General features: G+C 72.0%; 14 protein-coding genes. 9 read left to right on the top strand and 5 right to left on the bottom strand.

Annotated features, from left to right (window positions below; genetic code table 11):
- Nucleotides 1-1,278, top strand: a 1,278-nt coding sequence (locus IE241_RS16975; RefSeq protein WP_190022560.1) for an ATP-binding protein, incomplete at its 5' end; no start/stop codon positions are given.
- Nucleotides 1,279-1,389: 111 nt separating this feature from the next.
- Nucleotides 1,390-1,992, top strand: a complete 603-nt coding sequence (locus IE241_RS16970; RefSeq protein WP_373300692.1) for a TetR/AcrR family transcriptional regulator — start codon at nt 1,390-1,392, stop codon at nt 1,990-1,992.
- 656 nt (nt 1,993-2,648) lie between these two features.
- Here the strand turns inward: IE241_RS16970 and IE241_RS16965 are convergent.
- Both IE241_RS16965 and IE241_RS16960 read right to left on the bottom strand, forming a co-directional pair.
- Complete coding sequence (locus tag IE241_RS16965; RefSeq protein WP_229899389.1) at nt 2,649-3,665, bottom strand: DeoR/GlpR family DNA-binding transcription regulator; 1,017 nt, start codon at nt 3,663-3,665, stop codon at nt 2,649-2,651.
- A gap of 220 nt (nt 3,666-3,885) precedes the next feature.
- On the bottom strand, nt 3,886-5,334 hold the full coding sequence (locus IE241_RS16960) for an NAD(P)H-quinone dehydrogenase (protein WP_190022558.1): 1,449 nt from the start codon (nt 5,332-5,334) through the stop codon (nt 3,886-3,888).
- Nucleotides 5,335-5,499: 165 nt separating this feature from the next.
- Between IE241_RS16960 and IE241_RS16955 the strand changes: the two genes are divergently transcribed.
- The 3 genes from IE241_RS16955 to IE241_RS16945 all read left to right on the top strand — a co-directional run bounded on the left by IE241_RS16955 (nt 5,500) and on the right by IE241_RS16945 (nt 8,939).
- Nucleotides 5,500-5,937 (top strand): gamma-glutamylcyclotransferase family protein, encoded by a 438-nt coding sequence (locus IE241_RS16955; RefSeq protein ID WP_030369994.1) that lies wholly within the window; start codon nt 5,500-5,502, stop codon nt 5,935-5,937.
- 115 nt (nt 5,938-6,052) lie between these two features.
- Nucleotides 6,053-6,874: a purine-nucleoside phosphorylase gene (locus IE241_RS16950; protein ID WP_190022557.1), complete on the top strand. Its 822-nt coding sequence runs from the start codon at nt 6,053-6,055 to the stop codon at nt 6,872-6,874.
- A 388-nt stretch (nt 6,875-7,262) separates the two neighbouring features.
- Nucleotides 7,263-8,939, top strand: coding sequence for a phospho-sugar mutase (locus IE241_RS16945; protein WP_190022556.1), 1,677 nt, complete (start codon nt 7,263-7,265; stop codon nt 8,937-8,939).
- Nucleotides 8,940-9,003: 64 nt separating this feature from the next.
- Here the strand turns inward: IE241_RS16945 and IE241_RS16940 are convergent, their stop codons facing one another.
- Nucleotides 9,004-9,564 carry a PH domain-containing protein gene (locus IE241_RS16940; protein ID WP_190022555.1) on the bottom strand — a complete coding sequence of 187 codons (561 nt, stop codon included), beginning with the start codon at nt 9,562-9,564 and terminating at the stop codon, nt 9,004-9,006.
- Nucleotides 9,565-9,722: 158 nt separating this feature from the next.
- Between IE241_RS16940 and deoC the strand changes: the two genes are divergently transcribed.
- The 3 genes from deoC to IE241_RS16925 are packed head-to-tail and all read left to right on the top strand — an operon-like array spanning nt 9,723 to nt 13,019.
- Nucleotides 9,723-10,706 (top strand): deoxyribose-phosphate aldolase, encoded by a 984-nt coding sequence (gene deoC, locus IE241_RS16935; protein WP_190022602.1) that lies wholly within the window; start codon nt 9,723-9,725, stop codon nt 10,704-10,706.
- Between the two features lie 5 nt (nt 10,707-10,711).
- Nucleotides 10,712-12,142 (top strand): aldehyde dehydrogenase family protein, encoded by a 1,431-nt coding sequence (locus IE241_RS16930; RefSeq protein ID WP_190022554.1) that lies wholly within the window; start codon nt 10,712-10,714, stop codon nt 12,140-12,142.
- Nucleotides 12,135-13,019 carry an aldehyde dehydrogenase family protein gene (locus IE241_RS16925; protein WP_190022553.1) on the top strand — a complete coding sequence of 295 codons (885 nt, stop codon included), beginning with the start codon at nt 12,135-12,137 and terminating at the stop codon, nt 13,017-13,019. The genes IE241_RS16930 and IE241_RS16925 overlap by 8 nt, the downstream gene beginning before the upstream one ends.
- 108 nt (nt 13,020-13,127) lie before the next feature.
- Here IE241_RS16925 and IE241_RS16920 read toward each other — a convergent pair whose 3' ends face one another.
- The gene (locus IE241_RS16920; protein WP_190022552.1) at nt 13,128-13,610 is read right to left on the bottom strand and encodes a hypothetical protein; all 483 of its coding nucleotides are present in this window, start codon (nt 13,608-13,610) and stop codon (nt 13,128-13,130) included.
- Between the two features lie 57 nt (nt 13,611-13,667).
- Between IE241_RS16920 and IE241_RS16915 the strand changes: the two genes are divergently transcribed.
- Nucleotides 13,668-14,372 carry a uridine kinase family protein gene (locus tag IE241_RS16915; protein ID WP_190022551.1) on the top strand — a complete coding sequence of 235 codons (705 nt, stop codon included), beginning with the start codon at nt 13,668-13,670 and terminating at the stop codon, nt 14,370-14,372.
- Between the two features lie 200 nt (nt 14,373-14,572).
- Here IE241_RS16915 and IE241_RS16910 read toward each other — a convergent pair whose 3' ends face one another.
- Complete coding sequence (locus tag IE241_RS16910; RefSeq protein WP_190022550.1) at nt 14,573-15,325, bottom strand: SigE family RNA polymerase sigma factor; 753 nt, start codon at nt 15,323-15,325, stop codon at nt 14,573-14,575.
- Nucleotides 15,326-15,517 lie beyond the last annotated feature (192 nt).

The following is a 15,517-nucleotide window of genomic DNA, read 5'->3' as shown; positions in this document are numbered from 1 at the left end:
GGTGGTGGCGGGCGTGGCCTGAAGGTCGCCCGCACCCTGGAAGAGGTCCCCGAGCTCTACGACTCCGCCGTGCGTGAGGCGGTCGCGGCGTTCGGGCGGGGTGAGTGCTTCGTCGAGCGCTACCTCGACCGTCCCCGGCACGTGGAGACGCAGTGCCTGGCCGACAAGCACGGCAACGTCGTCGTGGTCTCCACGCGTGACTGCTCGCTGCAGCGCCGCCACCAGAAGCTCGTCGAGGAAGCGCCTGCGCCGTTCCTGTCGGCGGAGCAGAACGCGGAGCTGTACCGGGCGTCGAAGGCGATCCTGCGCGAGGCCGGCTACGAGGGCGCGGGCACGTGCGAGTTCCTCGTGGGGCAGGACGGGACGATCTCCTTCCTGGAGGTCAACACCCGTCTGCAGGTCGAGCACCCGGTCACCGAAGAGGTCACCGGCATCGACCTGGTGCGGGAGATGTTCCGCATCGCCGACGGCGAGGAGCTCGGCTACGACGACCCGCCGCTGCGCGGGCACTCCTTCGAGTTCCGTATCAACGGTGAGGACCCGGGCCGTAACTTCCTGCCCGCCCCCGGCACCGTGACCCGCTTCGACGCGCCGACGGGTCCGGGCGTGCGCCTGGATGCAGGTGTGGAGTCGGGGAGTGTGATCGGCCCGGCGTGGGACTCGCTGCTGGCGAAGCTGATCGTCACCGGTGCCACGCGTGAGCAGGCGCTGCAGCGGGCGGCGCGTGCGCTGGGTGAGTTCAAGGTGGAGGGCATGGCCACGGCCATCCCGTTCCACCAGGCCGTGGTCACCGACCCCGCGTTCACTGCCGATCCGTTCCGTGTGCACACGCGGTGGATCGAGACGGAGTTCGTCAACACCATCGAGCCGTTCGCGGGCGCCGCGGCCGGCGAGGAGGAGGGCGAGGAGGCCGGCCGCGAGACCGTGGTGGTCGAGGTCGGCGGCAAGCGCCTGGAGGTCTCCCTGCCGTCCTCGCTGGGCATGACCCTGGCGCGTACGGCGGCTGCGGGCGGGGCGAAGCCGAAGCGCCGTGCGGCGAAGAAGGCCGGCTCGGCGGCATCGGGTGATGCGCTGACCTCGCCGATGCAGGGCACGATCGTCAAGGTCGCGGTCGAGGAAGGTCAGGAGGTCGCCGAAGGCGAACTGATCGTCGTCCTCGAAGCGATGAAGATGGAACAGCCCCTCAACGCCCACCGCGCGGGCACGGTCAAGGGCATCACCGCCGAGGTCGGTGCCTCCGTCTCCTCCGGCGCCGTCATCTGCGAGATCAAGGACTGACGCAACAGCCGTTGCATGCCTGTGGGCCTCCGCCGATCACTCGGCGGGGGCCCACAGGCGTGTCGGTGGCATCCTTGGCAGGCGGGGAGCGAAAGGGAGGACTCGGCAGCCATGGCCACGGAGATCACACAGGCGACGCCGCGCCCCATGCGCGCGGACGCCCGGCGCAACTACGAGCGGCTGCTCGCGGAGGCGCGGACCGCGTTCACCGAGCACGGCACGGACGCCTCCCTGGAGGACATCGCCCGCCGGGCCGGGGTCGGCATCGGCACGCTCTACCGCCACTTCCCCAACCGCACGGCGCTGATGAGCGCCGTCTTCCAGGGCGAAGTCGACGGGCTCCTCACCCGCTCCCGCGAACTCCTGGCCTCCCCCGAGCCGTGCCGGGCGCTGGTGGACTGGCTACGGGCGTGCGTGGCACACGCCAGCACGTACCGGGGGCTCTCGCGAGCCCTGCTGGCCGCCCAGGCGGACGAGGCGTCGGCGATGTCGCGCTGCAGCCTTCCCCTGCGGGAGGCGGGCAGCGTGCTGCTCGCGCGGGCGCAGGCGGCGGGTGCGGTCCGCCCCGACGTCGACATCGTCGACGTCATGCAGCTGACGAACGCGATCTCACTCGCCGCGGAACAGTCCCCGGACGACCCGCAACTCCCGGACCGCCTTTTGACGCTGACGCTACAGGGCCTGGCCACGAAGCCCTGCCCGGAAGAGAGCTGACCCTCCACGGCCGACGCGGCACCTCCCCCAGCTACCGCTGGGAGGTGCCCCCAGCTGCACCCTCGTGGCACCTCACCGCCGCGGCGGAGCGGGCGCAGCCCAGCTGAATAGACCCCGGGCCTCAGCCGGAACACCGGCCGAAGGCCGGACAACAACCGGCCCCCGCCACCAACCACCCGCCGCAACGGCGCCCCGCCCCCACGGCGGAGACCGGCGGTGCCCAACCCACCTGAGGCCGACTCGGCACCGCCGGCCTGCACCGTCGTGGCACCTCGCCACCGCGGCGGAAGCAGGGGGGCTGGGCCCAGCCAGAACACACCGGCCGACGGCCGGACAGCAATCGGCCCCGGCCACCAACCACCCGCCGCAACGGCGCCCCGCCCCCACGACGCAGACCGGCGGTGCCCAACCCACCTGAGGCCGACTCGGCACCGCCGGCCTGCACCGTCGTGGCACCTCGCCACCGCGGCGGAAACAGGGTGCTGGGCCCAGCCAGAACACACCGGCCGACGGCCGGACAGCAATCGGCCCCGGCCACCAACCACCCGCCGCAACGGCGACCCGCCCCCACGGCGGAGACCGGCGGTGCCCGGCCGGCCCGAGGCCTGTCGGCACGGCCGGACCGCGCCGTCGTCGTTCCCTGCTACTGCGGCGGGCTAACGCCGCCTCGGCGCCAGGTCCGCCACCCTCGCCGTCCCCGTCGAAGGCTCAGCGCCCAGCGACCCCGCGCTGCGGAGTTGCGGCGACGACGGGCCCGCGCCCGGCGGGCCCTGCTGGCCCGGGGGCATGGGGTGGTGACCCCCGTGCGTGCGGCGCTGGCCCGGCAAGGGTGGGACGTCCCGGCGGCGCTGTTGCGGCGGCACCTGCTCGCCGCCGCCCGACACCGCCCCCGTCGGCCCGGGCCCCGGCCCCTGGCCCGACCCCGCGCCGGGCCCGGCGACCGAGATGTGGACGCCCTGGTCGGCGAGAGCCTGCAGCTCCGTCGAGGCGCGGTCGTCGTGGGACGGCGGCTCGTCCGTCACGAGTCTCGTGATCACATCCGTGGGGACGGTCTGGAACATGGTGTCCGTGCCCAGCTTCGTATGATCCGCGAGCACCACCACCTCCGCCGCCGCCTGCACCAGCGCCCGGTCCACGCTCGCGGAGAGCATGTTGGACGTGGAGAGGCCCCGCTCCGCGGTCAGCCCGCTCCCCGACAGGAACGCCCGCGTGACCCGCAGCCCGTGCAGGGACTGCTCCGCGCCGCTGCCCACCAGCGCATAGTTGGATCCTCTGAGCGTGCCGCCCGTCATGACGACCTCGACCCGGTTGGCATGGGCGAGGGCCTGGGCGACGAGCAGGGAATTGGTGACGACGGTCAGTCCCGGTACGCGTGCGAGCCGGCGGGCCAGCTCCTGCGTGGTCGTACCGGCGCCGACGACGACGGCCTCGCCCTCCTCGACGAAGCTCGCCGCGAGATCGGCGATGGCCGTCTTCTCGGCGGTCGCTAGATGGGATTTCTGCGGGAAGCCGGACTCCCTGGTGAAGCCGCCCGGCAGCACCGCACCGCCGTGCCGGCGGTCGAGCAGTCCTTCTGCCTCCAGTGCGCGCACGTCCCGCCGCACGGTCACTTCGGAGGTCTGGACGACGCGGGCGAGCTCACGGAGCGAAACCGCCCCGTTGGCCCGCACCATTTCGAGGATCAATTGACGACGTTCTGCAGCGAACACGAAACCGACAGTAACGCCAACGACCATCCGTTTTCAGCAGGTTGCAGCAATTAACGGAAGTTGTCCGCTCCGGAACGCTCAAAGTGGTATAGGAGGCCCGGTCTCAACGACCGGCGCCTCCCGGCCACTCAGCGCAACAATCAATCCCCAAACCCTCGCGGAGCGTTTACGCCTTGCGGAGCGTTTACGCCTCGCGCTGCGTCTTCCGCGAATGCAGCTGCCGGGCGACTTCCGCCAGCGAACCGGAGAGCGACGGGTAAACGGTGAACGCATTGGCGATCTGCTCGACCGTCAGGCTGTTGTCGACCGCGAGGGAGATCGGGTGGATGAGCTCGCTCGCCCGCGGGGCGACCACGACGCCGCCCACCACGATGCCCGTGCCGGGCCGGCAGAACAGCTTCACGAAGCCGTCCCGGATGCCCTGCATCTTCGCGCGCGGATTGCGCAGCAGCGGCAGCTTGACCATGCGGGCGTCGATCTTCCCGCTGTCGACGTCGGCCTGCGTGTAGCCGACGGTCGCGATCTCGGGGTCGGTGAAGACGTTCGCCGAGACCGCCTTCAGGTTGAGCGGCGCGACCGCGTCACCCAGGAAGTGGTACATGGCGATACGTCCCTGCATCGCCGCGACCGACGCGAGCGCGAGCACGCCCGTGCAGTCACCGGCGGCGTAGACGCCCGGCGCGCTGGTGCGCGAGACCCGGTCGGTGTGGATGTGCCCGGACTCCTTGAGGCGGACCCCGGCCTCCTCCAGCCCGATCCCCGCGGTGTTCGGAATGGAGCCGACCGCCATCAGGCAGTGCGTGCCCGTGATGACGCGGCCGTCCGCCAGCGTCACCTCGACCCGGTCACCGACCCGCTTCGCGGACTGCGCCCGCGACCGCGCCATGACGTTCATGCCACGGCGCCGGAAGACGTCCTCCAGCACGGCCGCGGCGTCCGGGTCCTCACCCGGCAGCACGCGATCGCGCGAGGACACCAGCGTCACCTTGGACCCCAGCGCCTGGTACGCACCGGCGAACTCCGCACCGGTGACACCCGAGCCGACCACGATGAGCTCCTCGGGGAGCTCGTCCAGGTCGTACACCTGGGTCCAGTTCAGGATGCGCTCGCCGTCCGGCAGCGCATCGGGGATCTCCCGCGGGTGCGCACCCGTGGCGACCAGCACCGCATCCGCGACCAGCGTCTCCTCGGACCCGTCCGCGGCCCGCACGATCACCCGGCGCGAGCCGTCCGGCGCCTGGTTCGGCTCCAGCCGCCCCCGGCCGCGCAGCACGCGTGCACCCGCGCGGGTGACGGACGCCGTGATGTCGTGCGACTGCGCGAGCGCCAGCCGCTTCACACGGCGGTTGACCTTGCCCAGGTCCACGCCGACGACCCGGGCCGCCTGCTCGATGTGCGGGGTGTCGTCGGCGACGATGATCCCGAGCTCCTCGTACGAGGAGTCGAAGGTCGTCATCACCTCTGCCGTCGCAATGAGCGTCTTCGAGGGGACACAGTCGGTGAGCACCGACGCCCCGCCCAGACCGTCGCAGTCGACGACGGTCACCTCCGCGCCGAGCTGCGCGGCGACGAGCGCCGCCTCATAGCCGCCGGGTCCGCCACCGATGATCACGATCCGAGTCACGTACTCCATTGTCCCGTATCCGTCGAAGTGACTTCTCCCGGGGCCTCTCCAGCGGATCCGTACCCGTATGCATACGGCAATCCGTGCGAGAACCGGCAGGAGGTTCCGGACGAACCTCCCTTCGAGACTGCCATCCCAAATGCCGTCGCGCCTCACTCCCGTACCCTCGAAACCATGTCGCTCTACGCCGCGTACGCCGGCAACCTCGACGCGCGGCTGATGTCCCGCCGCGCACCCCACTCGCCGCTGCGCGGCACGGGCTGGCTCGCCGACTGGCGGCTGACCTTCGGCGGCGAGCAGCTCGGCTGGGAGGGCGCGCTCGCGACCGTGGTCGAGGCACCCCGCTCCCAGGTCTTCGTCGCGCTCTACGACATCGCTCCGATGGACGAGGACTCGATGGACCGTTGGGAGGGTGTCGGCCTCGACATCTACCGCCGGATGCGCGTCCGCGTGCACACTCTGGACGGTGAGGAGCCCGCATGGATCTACGTCCTGAACGGTTACGAAGGCGGCCTGCCCTCCGCCCGCTACCTCGGCGAGATCGCCGACGCGGCGGAATCGGCGGGCGCACCCCACGACTATGTGATGGAGCTGCGCAAGCGCCCCTGCTGACGGCCGGGGCCGGGAGGTGACGACTACGTCTCGTCACAACCCACAAAGCAACAATCGGAACACCGTGAGCAGTGACATCTACGCGCGTAGGCGATAAGCGGCTACCCTCGTCCGCGTGAACGCATCAGTTACTCCCGACATCCAGGCCGACCCGTACGCCGCGGCGGACGCCGCCGCCGCCCGTCTGCGCGAGCTGACCGGCGCCGAGACCCACGACGTCGCCCTGGTCATGGGCAGCGGCTGGCTCCCCGCGACCGAGGCGCTCGGCGCTCCCGAGGCCGAGTTCCCGGTCACCGAGCTCCCCGGCTTCACCGCCGCCGCCGTGGCGGGCCACGCCGGCACGGTCCGCTCGTACAAGATCAACGACAAGCGCGCCCTGGTCTTCCTCGGCCGCACGCACTACTACGAGGGCCGCGGCGTCGCCGCCGTCGTGCACGGCGTGCGCACCTCCGTCGCCGCCGGCTGCAAGACCGTCGTCCTCACCAACGGCTGCGGCGGCCTCCGCGACGGCATGCGCCCCGGCCAGCCCGTGCTGATCAGCGACCACATCAACATGACGGCGACCTCGCCGATCGTCGGCGCCAACTTCGTCGACCTCACCGACCTCTACTCCCGCCGCCTGCGCGCGCTGTGCAAGGAGGTGGACGAGACCCTGGAGGAGGGTGTCTACGTCCAGCTCCCCGGCCCGCACTACGAGACGCCGGCCGAGATCCGCATGGTCCGCACCCTCGGTGGCGACCTCGTCGGCATGTCCACGACCCTCGAGGCCATCGCGGCCCGTGAGGCCGGTGCCGAGGTCCTCGGCATCTCCCTCGTCACGAACCTCGCCGCGGGCATGACGGGCGAGCCCCTCAACCACGAAGAGGTCCTCCAGGCCGGGCGCGACTCCGCGTCCCGCATGGGCCAGCTCCTGGCCCGGGTCCTCCCGAAGCTCTGACCCAGCCGGTACGGCGCCGTTCCCCACACCCGGGTGCGGCGCCGTTTGGCGTTCCCCGCGCGCCTTCGGCGCGCGACACGCCCACCCACCCGCCCATTACCGGAAGCGCAAGGTTCGCTACCGGAAACGGCGGCCCGAGCCGGCCCGCGGCTGCGTACGCGCGGGAGGGGGCGGGGTGGGCCGGGGCTGGCAAGGGGCGTAAAGCGTGATTTGTGGGCCCGCGTTCCGGGCACCCAAAGCTTGGGCCAGAGGGCCCGTAAATCATGCAGCCCCGGAAGCCCCGGCCCACCCCGCCCCCGACCCACGGACGACCGCCCGCGAACCCGCCCCGCGAACCCCGGCCCGCGGCACCCAGAACCCATATCCCGAACCCTCCGTAGGAGACACCGTGGAGCGAGACGACGCCCTCACCGCCCAGGCCAAGTCCTGGCTCGCCGAGGACCCCGACCCCGACACCCGCGAAGAGCTCGCCCGGCTCATCGAGGCCGGGGACACCGCCGAGATCGCCGCCCGCTTCGCCGGCACCCTCCAGTTCGGCACCGCCGGCCTCCGCGGTGAGCTCGGCGCCGGCCCCATGCGCATGAACCGCTCCGTCGTCATCCGCGCCGCCGCCGGCCTCGCCGCCTACCTCAAGAAGCAGGGCCACACCGGTGGCACGGTGGTCATCGGCTACGACGCCCGCTACAAGAGCGCGGACTTCGCCCTCGACACCGCGGCCGTCATGGTGGGCGCAGGCCTCAAGGCCGCCCTCCTCCCCAAGCCGCTGCCCACCCCCGTCCTCGCCTTCGCGATCCGCCACCTCGGCGCCGTCGCCGGCATCGAGGTCACGGCCAGCCACAACCCGCCGCGCGACAACGGCTACAAGGTCTACCTGGGCGACGGCTCCCAGATCGTGCCGCCCGCCGACGCCGAGATCGCCGCCGAGATCGCCGCCGTCCGCAGCCTGGACGACGTCCCCCGCCCCTCCGCCGGCTGGGAGACCCTGCGCTACGAGAACATCGTCGGCGCCTACCTGGAGCGCACGGACGCCGTCCTGACCGGCGGCTCCGCCCGCGACGTGCGCGTCGTCTACACGCCCATGCACGGCGTCGGCCGCGACGTCCTGACCGCCGCCTTCGAGCGCGCCGGCTTCCCCGCCCCGACCGTCGTCGCCGCCCAGGCCGAGCCGGACCCGGACTTCCCGACCGTGGTGTTCCCCAACCCGGAGGAGCCGGGCGCCATGGACCTGGCGTTCGCCACGGCCCGCGAGGCCCAGCCGGACATCATCATCGCCAACGACCCGGACGCGGACCGCTGCGCCGTCGCCGTGCCCGACGCCGAAAGCCCCGAGGGCTGGCGCATGCTGCGCGGCGACGAGGTCGGCGCGCTGCTCGCCACGCACCTGGTGCACAAGAACGCCCGTGGCACGTTCACCACGACGATCGTCTCGTCCTCCCTCCTGTCCCGCATCGCCGCCGCGAGCACCGGCACGCCGTACACGGAGACGCTGACGGGCTTCAAGTGGCTGGCCCGCGTCGACGGCCTGCGCTACGCCTACGAGGAGGCGCTGGGCTACTGCGTCGACCCCGAGGGCGTCCGCGACAAGGACGGCATCACGGCGGCCCTGCTGGTCGCGGAGCTGGCCGCGGAGCTCAAGGAGTCCGGCCGGACGCTGACCGACCTCCTGGACGACCTGGCGGTCGAGCACGGCCTGCACGCCACGGACCAGCTGTCGGTGCGCGTCCAGGACCTGTCGCTGATCGCGGACGCGATGCGCCGCCTGCGCGAGCAGCCGCCGACGGTTCTGGCGGGCCTGCACATCACGTCCGCCGAGGACCTGGCGAAGGGCACGGAGTCCCTGCCGCCGACGGACGGCCTCCGCTATCACCTCGCCGGTGACGAGTCCGGGACGGTCTCCGCCGCGCGGGTGATCGTGCGGCCGAGCGGCACGGAGCCGAAGATCAAGTGCTACCTGGAGGTAGTGGTCCCGGTCGCCGACGCCGCCGCCCTCGCGGGCGCGCGCGCCAAGGCCGCCGAGGTTCTGGCCGAGATCAAGGCCGACCTGTCGAAGGCCGCGGGCATCTGATGCCGCGAAGGGGGTCCGCGGCTGTGCCCCGGACCCCCTCCTTCCCTCCTCGGGGAAACGGCTGTCAGTCGACCACCAGCAACACCACGAACAACACCAGCCCCACCACAGCCGGCGCGATGATCTCGTAGGCCCACCGGACCACGACCTCCCCGCCCGCGTCCTCCCGCGAAGCGTTCCGCTCGGCGAGCTCCTGCAGCTCCGTGACGGTCTGGTCGGCGGGGGCCGCCTCCGCCCCGCTCCGGGCCGCGCGCTTGCGCTTCCTCAGCGACACCGGCACGGCCCACAGCTGGTACGTGGAGCCCCCGGCCAGCACCTCGCTGGAGTACCCGGCCCGCACCGCGTCCACCGCCGCCCACGGCAGCGTGATCGTCCGGAACGGGTTGCGCACCAACAGCCGCGACGCCCCGGCGAACACGGCGGGCCGCAGCGTGAAAGCGATGATCAGCGGCACGACGCACAGCAGCCCGGCCAGCGCGAGCCAGGGCGTACGGCCCTCGCCGCGGACGGCGGCGTCGCCGCCCAGCCAGCCCGCGAGGGCGAGCATCAGCACGCCGCCGGCGATGCCGGCGGGCGAGCGGTAACGCCTGTCGGCGTATTCCTGTTCGGGGCTAGGGCTCGTCATGGGCAGATTCTGCCTGACGCCTCCCGCGGAGGCTCTCAGCACCGCGGCGGCACGGCGGCGGCACCGCGGCGCGAGCCGTCCGCAGCGCCCCGAACCGCGCCCGCCTCCCGCAGGGGGTTGGCACACGCTACGCGCGTAGATATGCTCATCTGGTGACCATGCCCACCACAGTTCCCGCACACGGCAACGACGCCGCGGGGCGGCTGAAGGAGCTGGCGGACGCCACCGCCTCCGACAGTGCGCTGCGCCGCTTCCTGCACGGACTCCCGGGGGTCGACGCGGTCGGGCTGGAGGCCCGCGCCGCCTCGCTCGGCACCCGCTCGATCAAGACCTCGGCGAAGGCGTACGCCATCGACCTGGCGATCTCGATGATCGACCTCACGACGCTCGAGGGTGCCGACACCCCGGGCAAGGTCCGGGCCCTGGCCGCCAAGGCCGTCAACCCCGACCCCACCGACCGCACGACGCCGCGCACCGCCGCCGTCTGCGTCTACCCCGACATGGTGGCGACGGCCAAGGCCGTCCTCGCCGGTACGGACGTGAAGGTCGCGTCCGTGGCCACCGCGTTCCCGGCCGGCCGCGCCGCGCTGCCGGTCAAGCTCGCGGACACCCGCGATGCGATCGAGGCCGGTGCCGACGAGATCGACATGGTCATCGACCGTGGCGCCTTCCTCGCGGGCCGCTACATGGACGTCCTGGAAGAGATCCGCGCCGTCAAGGCCGAGTGCGGCGACAAGGCCCGCCTCAAGGTGATCTTCGAGACCGGCGAGCTGTCGACGTACGACAACATCCGCCGCGCGTCCTGGATCGGCATGCTCGCGGGCGCCGACTTCATCAAGACCTCGACCGGCAAGGTCGCGGTCAACGCCACCCCGGCGAACACCCTGCTGATGCTGGAGGCCGTGCGGGACTTCCGCGCGCTGACCGGCGTCCAGGTCGGTGTGAAGCCGGCCGGCGGCATCCGCACCACCAAGGACGCGATCAAGTTCCTGGTCCTGGTCAACGAGACCGTGGGCGAGGAGTGGCTGGACAACACCTGGTTCCGCTTCGGTGCCTCCAGCCTCCTCAACGACCTGCTGATGCAGCGGCAGAAGCTGAGCACCGGGCGTTACTCCGGTCCCGACTACGTGACGGTGGACTGACCGACATGGCATTTGAATACGCACCCGCACCCGAGTCGCGCGCGGTCGTCGACATCGCCCCGTCGTACGGCCTGTTCATCGACGGCGAGTTCACCGAGGCGACCGGCGGCAAGGTCTTCAAGACGATCAGCCCCTCCACCGAGGAGGTGCTCTCCGAGGTCGCCCAGGGCTCCGCGGAGGACGTGGACCGCGCGGTGAAGGCCGCCCGCAAGGCCTTCGAGAAGTGGTCGGCGCTGCCCGGCGCCGAGCGCGCCAAGTACCTCTTCCGGATCGCCCGGATCATCCAGGAGCGCAGCCGCGAGCTGGCCGTCCTGGAGACCCTGGACAACGGCAAGCCGATCAAGGAGACGCGCGACGCGGACCTCCCGCTGGTCGCCGCGCACTTCTTCTACTACGCGGGCTGGGCCGACAAGCTCGACCACGCGGGCTACGGCGCGAACCCCCGCCCGCTGGGCGTCGCGGGCCAGGTCATCCCGTGGAACTTCCCGCTGCTGATGCTGGCGTGGAAGATCGCCCCGGCGCTCGCCACGGGCAACACGGTCGTCCTGAAGCCGGCCGAGACCACGCCGCTGTCGGCGCTGTTCTTCGCGGACATCTGCCGCCAGGCGGGCCTGCCCAAGGGCGTCGTCAACATCGTCACGGGTGACGGCACCACGGGCGCCGCGCTCGTCGCGCACGAGGGCGTCGACAAGGTCGCGTTCACCGGCTCCACGGCGGTCGGCAAGGCCATCGCCCGCACGGTCGCCGGCACGGACAAGAAGCTCACGCTGGAGCTGGGCGGCAAGGGCGCCAACATCGTCTTCGACGACGCGCCCATCGACCAGGCCGTCGAGGGCATCGTCCAGGGCATCTTCTTCAACCAGGGCCAGGTCTGCTGCGCGGGCTCGCGCCTGCTGGTCCAGGAGTCGATCCACGACGAGCTGCTGGACTCCCTCAAGCGCCGTCTGTCCACGCTGCGCCTCGGCGACCCGCTGGACAAGAACACCGACATCGGTGCGATCAACTCCGCCGAGCAGCTGGCCCGGATCACCGAGCTGGCCGACAGCGGCGAGGCCGAGGGCGCCGAGCGCTGGGCCCCGGCGTGCGAGCTGCCGGAGAACGGCTTCTGGTTCCGCCCGACGCTGTTCACGGGCGTCACCCAGGCCCACCGGATCGCCCGCGAGGAGATCTTCGGCCCGGTCCTGTCGGTGCTGACGTTCCGCACCCCGGGCGAGGCGGTCGCCAAGGCGAACAACTCGCAGTACGGCCTCTCCGCCGGCATCTGGACGGAGAAGGGCTCGCGCATGCTGGCCGTCGCGGGCAAGCTGCGCGCGGGTGTCATCTGGGCCAACACGTTCAACAAGTTCGACCCGACGTCGCCGTTCGGCGGCTTCAAGGAGTCGGGATTCGGCCGCGAGGGCGGCCGCCACGGCCTGGAGGCGTACCTCGATGTCTGAGCGCTTGACTGTCTTCAAGACCTACAAGCTGTTCGTCGGGGGCAAGTTCCCCCGGTCCGAGAGCGGGCGGGTGTACGAGGTGACCGACTCCAAGGGCAACTGGCTGGCCAACGCCCCGCTGTCCTCGCGCAAGGACGCCCGTGACGCGGTCGTCGCGGCCCGCAAGGCCGTCGGCGGCTGGTCCGGCGCGACCGCGTACAACCGCGGCCAGGTCCTCTACCGCGTCGCCGAGATGCTGGAGGGCCGCCGCGACCAGTTCGTGGCGGAGGTCGCCGAGGCCGAGGGCCTGTCCAAGGCGAAGGCCGCGGCCCAGGTGGACGCCGCGATCGACCGCTGGGTCTGGTACGCGGGCTGGACCGACAAGATCAGCCAGATCACCGGTGCGACGAACCCGGTCGCGGGCCCGTTCTTCAACGTCTCCTCCACCGAGCCGACCGGCGTCGTCGCCGTGCTCGCGCCGCAGGAGTCGTCGTTCCTCGGCCTGGTGTCGGTGATCGCCCCGGCGATCGCCACCGGCAACACCGTGGTCGTGGTGGCCTCGGAGAAGGCCCCGCTGCCCGCCCTGTCGCTGGGCGAGGTGCTGGCCACGTCCGACGTCCCGGGCGGCGTCGTGAACGTCCTGTCGGGCCGTGCGGCCGAGATCGCGCCGTCGCTGGCCGCGCACCAGGACGTCAACGCGATCGACCTGGCCGGTGCGGACGCGGAGCTCGCCAAGGAGCTGGAGATCGCCGCGGCGGACAACCTCAAGCGCGTGCTGCGTCCACAGCCTGTGGACTGGGCGGCGCAGCCCGGCACGGACCGCATGACGGCGTTCCTGGAGACGCGCACGGTCTGGCACCCGACGGGGTCGCTGGGCGCGGGCGGCTCGTCGTACTGAGCCGGAGCATCCGGAGCAGCCCGAGCTGACATGCCGGAGGCCGGGGTGGGTTACGACCCGCCCCGGCCTCCGGCATGTCCGGACTCAGTGCGTCACTCAGTGCGTCACTCAGTGCCCCTTGGGGGGCGCCGCAGGCCGCCCCGTCGGCAGCAGCGACGTCAGGTTCGACGCCACGGGCAGGTCCGTCAGGCTGCCGCCCTTGGAGATCGGCGCCGTCGCCGGCTTGGTGGTGACCGGCTGCATGTTCCCCACCTTCGTACCCACCGTGTTGTCGAACGGGTCGACGGGCGTGCCGGCGAAGGGGTTGGTCCGCAGGGTCTTGGCCGTGTCGAAGATCGCCTCTGCCCCCGCTCCCAGGCCCTTGTTGGCCCCCTCGATCGCGGCGGGGATGTTGGTCTCGCCGAGCTGGGCGCGCGCCATGCCGGTGCTCGGGGCGGCGTCCATGCCGGTGTCGGCGCTCGCGGAGGCCGCGCCGCCCGCGGCGAAGGCCGCACCCGCCGAGACGGTCAGCCCTACGCGCAGGAGCATCCGGCGCCGGAGCGCCCTCGACTCCTTGCTGGCGGAGCGTGCATGTCGAGCGTGCGAAGCCATGGCCACCTGCCGGGGTCGTGAGAGGTCGCGAAGTGCGGGCGAACGACAACGCACAGTATGCGAGTGGTGACGCTGTGCGCACCATGCAACCCATGGGGATCCCCCATCCGGCTCAATGCCTCACACTGGTGTCCCGTGACTCCCCACCTGGCCCCCGCGCGCGTCATCCTGCTGACCGGTCCCTCCGGTTCCGGAAAATCGTCCCTCGCAGCCCGTACCGGTCTGCCCGTCCTCAACCTGGACGACTTCTACAAGGAGGGCACGGACCCGACGCTGCCGCTCCTCGCGGACGGCTCGGGCACCGACTGGGACTCCCCGCTCTCGTGGGACGCGGACGCCGCCGTCTCCGCGATAGAGACCCTGTGCCGGACGTCGCGGGCGAGCGTGCCGCTGTACGACATCTCCAGCAGCTCGATCACCGGGGCGAGCGTGCTGGACATCGGGCGCACCCCGCTGTTCATAGCCGAGGGCATCTTCGCGGCCGACATCATCGACCGCTGCCGCGACCTGGGCGTGCTGGCGGACGCCCTGTGCCTGCGCGGCCGCCCCTCCACCACCTTCCGCCGCCGCCTGGTGCGCGACCTGCGCGAGGCCCGCAAGCCGGTGCCGTACCTGGTCCGCCGCGGCCTGCGGCTGATGCGCGCCGAGCGCGGCATCGTGGCCCGTCAGACGGCGCTGGGTGCGTACGCGTGCGGCAGGGAGACGGCGATGGGCCGGATCGCGGCTGCGGCGGCGGGGCGCCGCGAGGGCGTCAAGATCTGAGCGGCGCGTAGGTGCACTGCGGGGCGCGTGCGCTGCGGCGCCCGCGTCCCGGACGCGCAGAAGCGGGTCAGGACAGGCCCCCCGGCTGTCCGACCCGCTTCCGCTCCCCCACGGCCCTGTCCGCGCTCCCCCGAGCGCCCCCCGTTCAGGGCCCCTTGTTGCCTCTTACTGCTTCTTACTGCCTCCTGCGTACTGCCTTCTCAGGCGACCAGCTCGCCGAAGGACTCCAGCTGGTCCCGGCCGGAGCCGATGACCTCGTCGTCGCGCAGGCGGCGCAGCGAGCGCCAGATGCTGCTCTTGACCGTGCCCACGCTGATGTCCAGGATCTCCGCGATCTCCGGGTCCGTGCGGCCCTCGTAGTAGCGCAGGACGAGCATCGTGCGCTGCAGCTCGGGCAGCCGGGCGAGGGCCTGCCAGAGGACGGCGCGCAGCTCGGTGCCGCGCATCGCATCGCCCTCGCCGGGCATCTCCGGCAGTTCCTCGGTCGGGTACTCGTTGAGCTTGCGCCGGCGCCAGGCGCTGATGTGCAGGTTCGTCATGGTGCGGCGCAGGTAGCCGCCGACGGCCGCCTTGTCCGTGATCCGGTCCCAGGCGCGGAAGGTGGAGAACAGCGCGCTCTGCAGCAGGTCCTCCGCCTCGTGCCGGTCGCCCGTCAGGTGGTACGCGGTCGCGTACAGGGAGGCCCGGCGCTCCTGGACGTAGGCGGTGAACTCCGCCTCGGCCCTGGACGCCGCCTTCTTCTCCCCCGTGGCCCCCGGAGCCGCCCCCGCAGCTCCCTTGGGCTCCCCGTACGTGACCGCGTCGATCGCCACCATGTAGGGCGGCCGTACACGTCCGGTGCCGCGGGCGCACCCCCGCCCGCCCACGGCACCGGACTTCTCCGGGCTCCGCCCGGCGTCGTGCAGGCGCGTGCGAATGACTGCGCTGGTCGTGGTGCTGTGCAGTGTGTTCATCTCGCGCCCCCCGTCGGTGGAGCCAGCCTCGGTCCGATTTCCGTACCGGGCTCCGCTGCCCGATGACCAAAAGCCTGCCGGGCCAGTTTCATCGCGTTGTCCGCCGACTGTCACAGCCCTGCAACAGGCGGCGGGGCTGTGCGCGGAGGGCGGCGGTCGAACTACCTGCCTGACGTAGGCCAGAATGACCAC

The sequence above is a fragment of the Streptomyces hiroshimensis genome, assembly GCF_014650335.1.
Lineage (GTDB): Bacteria > Actinomycetota > Actinomycetes > Streptomycetales > Streptomycetaceae > Streptomyces > Streptomyces hiroshimensis.
This window is presented reverse-complemented; position numbering and strand designations above follow the sequence as displayed.

What these genes read in the sequence shown, in the direction of transcription:
- IE241_RS16955 (WP_030369994.1), top strand. Translation starts at nt 5,500, where the DNA reads ATGTCGCTCTACGCCGCGTACGCCGGCAACCTCGACGCGCGGCTGATG.
- deoC (WP_190022602.1), top strand. Translation starts at nt 9,723, where the DNA reads ATGCCCACCACAGTTCCCGCACACGGCAACGACGCCGCGGGGCGGCTG.
- IE241_RS16965 (WP_229899389.1), bottom strand. Translation starts at nt 3,665, where the DNA reads ATGGTGCGGGCCAACGGGGCGGTTTCGCTCCGTGAGCTCGCCCGCGTC.
- IE241_RS16910 (WP_190022550.1), bottom strand. Translation starts at nt 15,325, where the DNA reads ATGAACACACTGCACAGCACCACGACCAGCGCAGTCATTCGCACGCGC.
- IE241_RS16930 (WP_190022554.1), top strand. Translation starts at nt 10,712, where the DNA reads ATGGCATTTGAATACGCACCCGCACCCGAGTCGCGCGCGGTCGTCGAC.
- IE241_RS16960 (WP_190022558.1), bottom strand. Translation starts at nt 5,334, where the DNA reads ATGGAGTACGTGACTCGGATCGTGATCATCGGTGGCGGACCCGGCGGC.
- IE241_RS16970 (WP_373300692.1), top strand. Translation starts at nt 1,390, where the DNA reads ATGGCCACGGAGATCACACAGGCGACGCCGCGCCCCATGCGCGCGGAC.
- IE241_RS16940 (WP_190022555.1), bottom strand. Translation starts at nt 9,564, where the DNA reads ATGACGAGCCCTAGCCCCGAACAGGAATACGCCGACAGGCGTTACCGC.
- IE241_RS16915 (WP_190022551.1), top strand. Translation starts at nt 13,668, where the DNA reads ATGCGAGTGGTGACGCTGTGCGCACCATGCAACCCATGGGGATCCCCC.
- IE241_RS16925 (WP_190022553.1), top strand. Translation starts at nt 12,135, where the DNA reads ATGTCTGAGCGCTTGACTGTCTTCAAGACCTACAAGCTGTTCGTCGGG.
- IE241_RS16920 (WP_190022552.1), bottom strand. Translation starts at nt 13,610, where the DNA reads ATGGCTTCGCACGCTCGACATGCACGCTCCGCCAGCAAGGAGTCGAGG.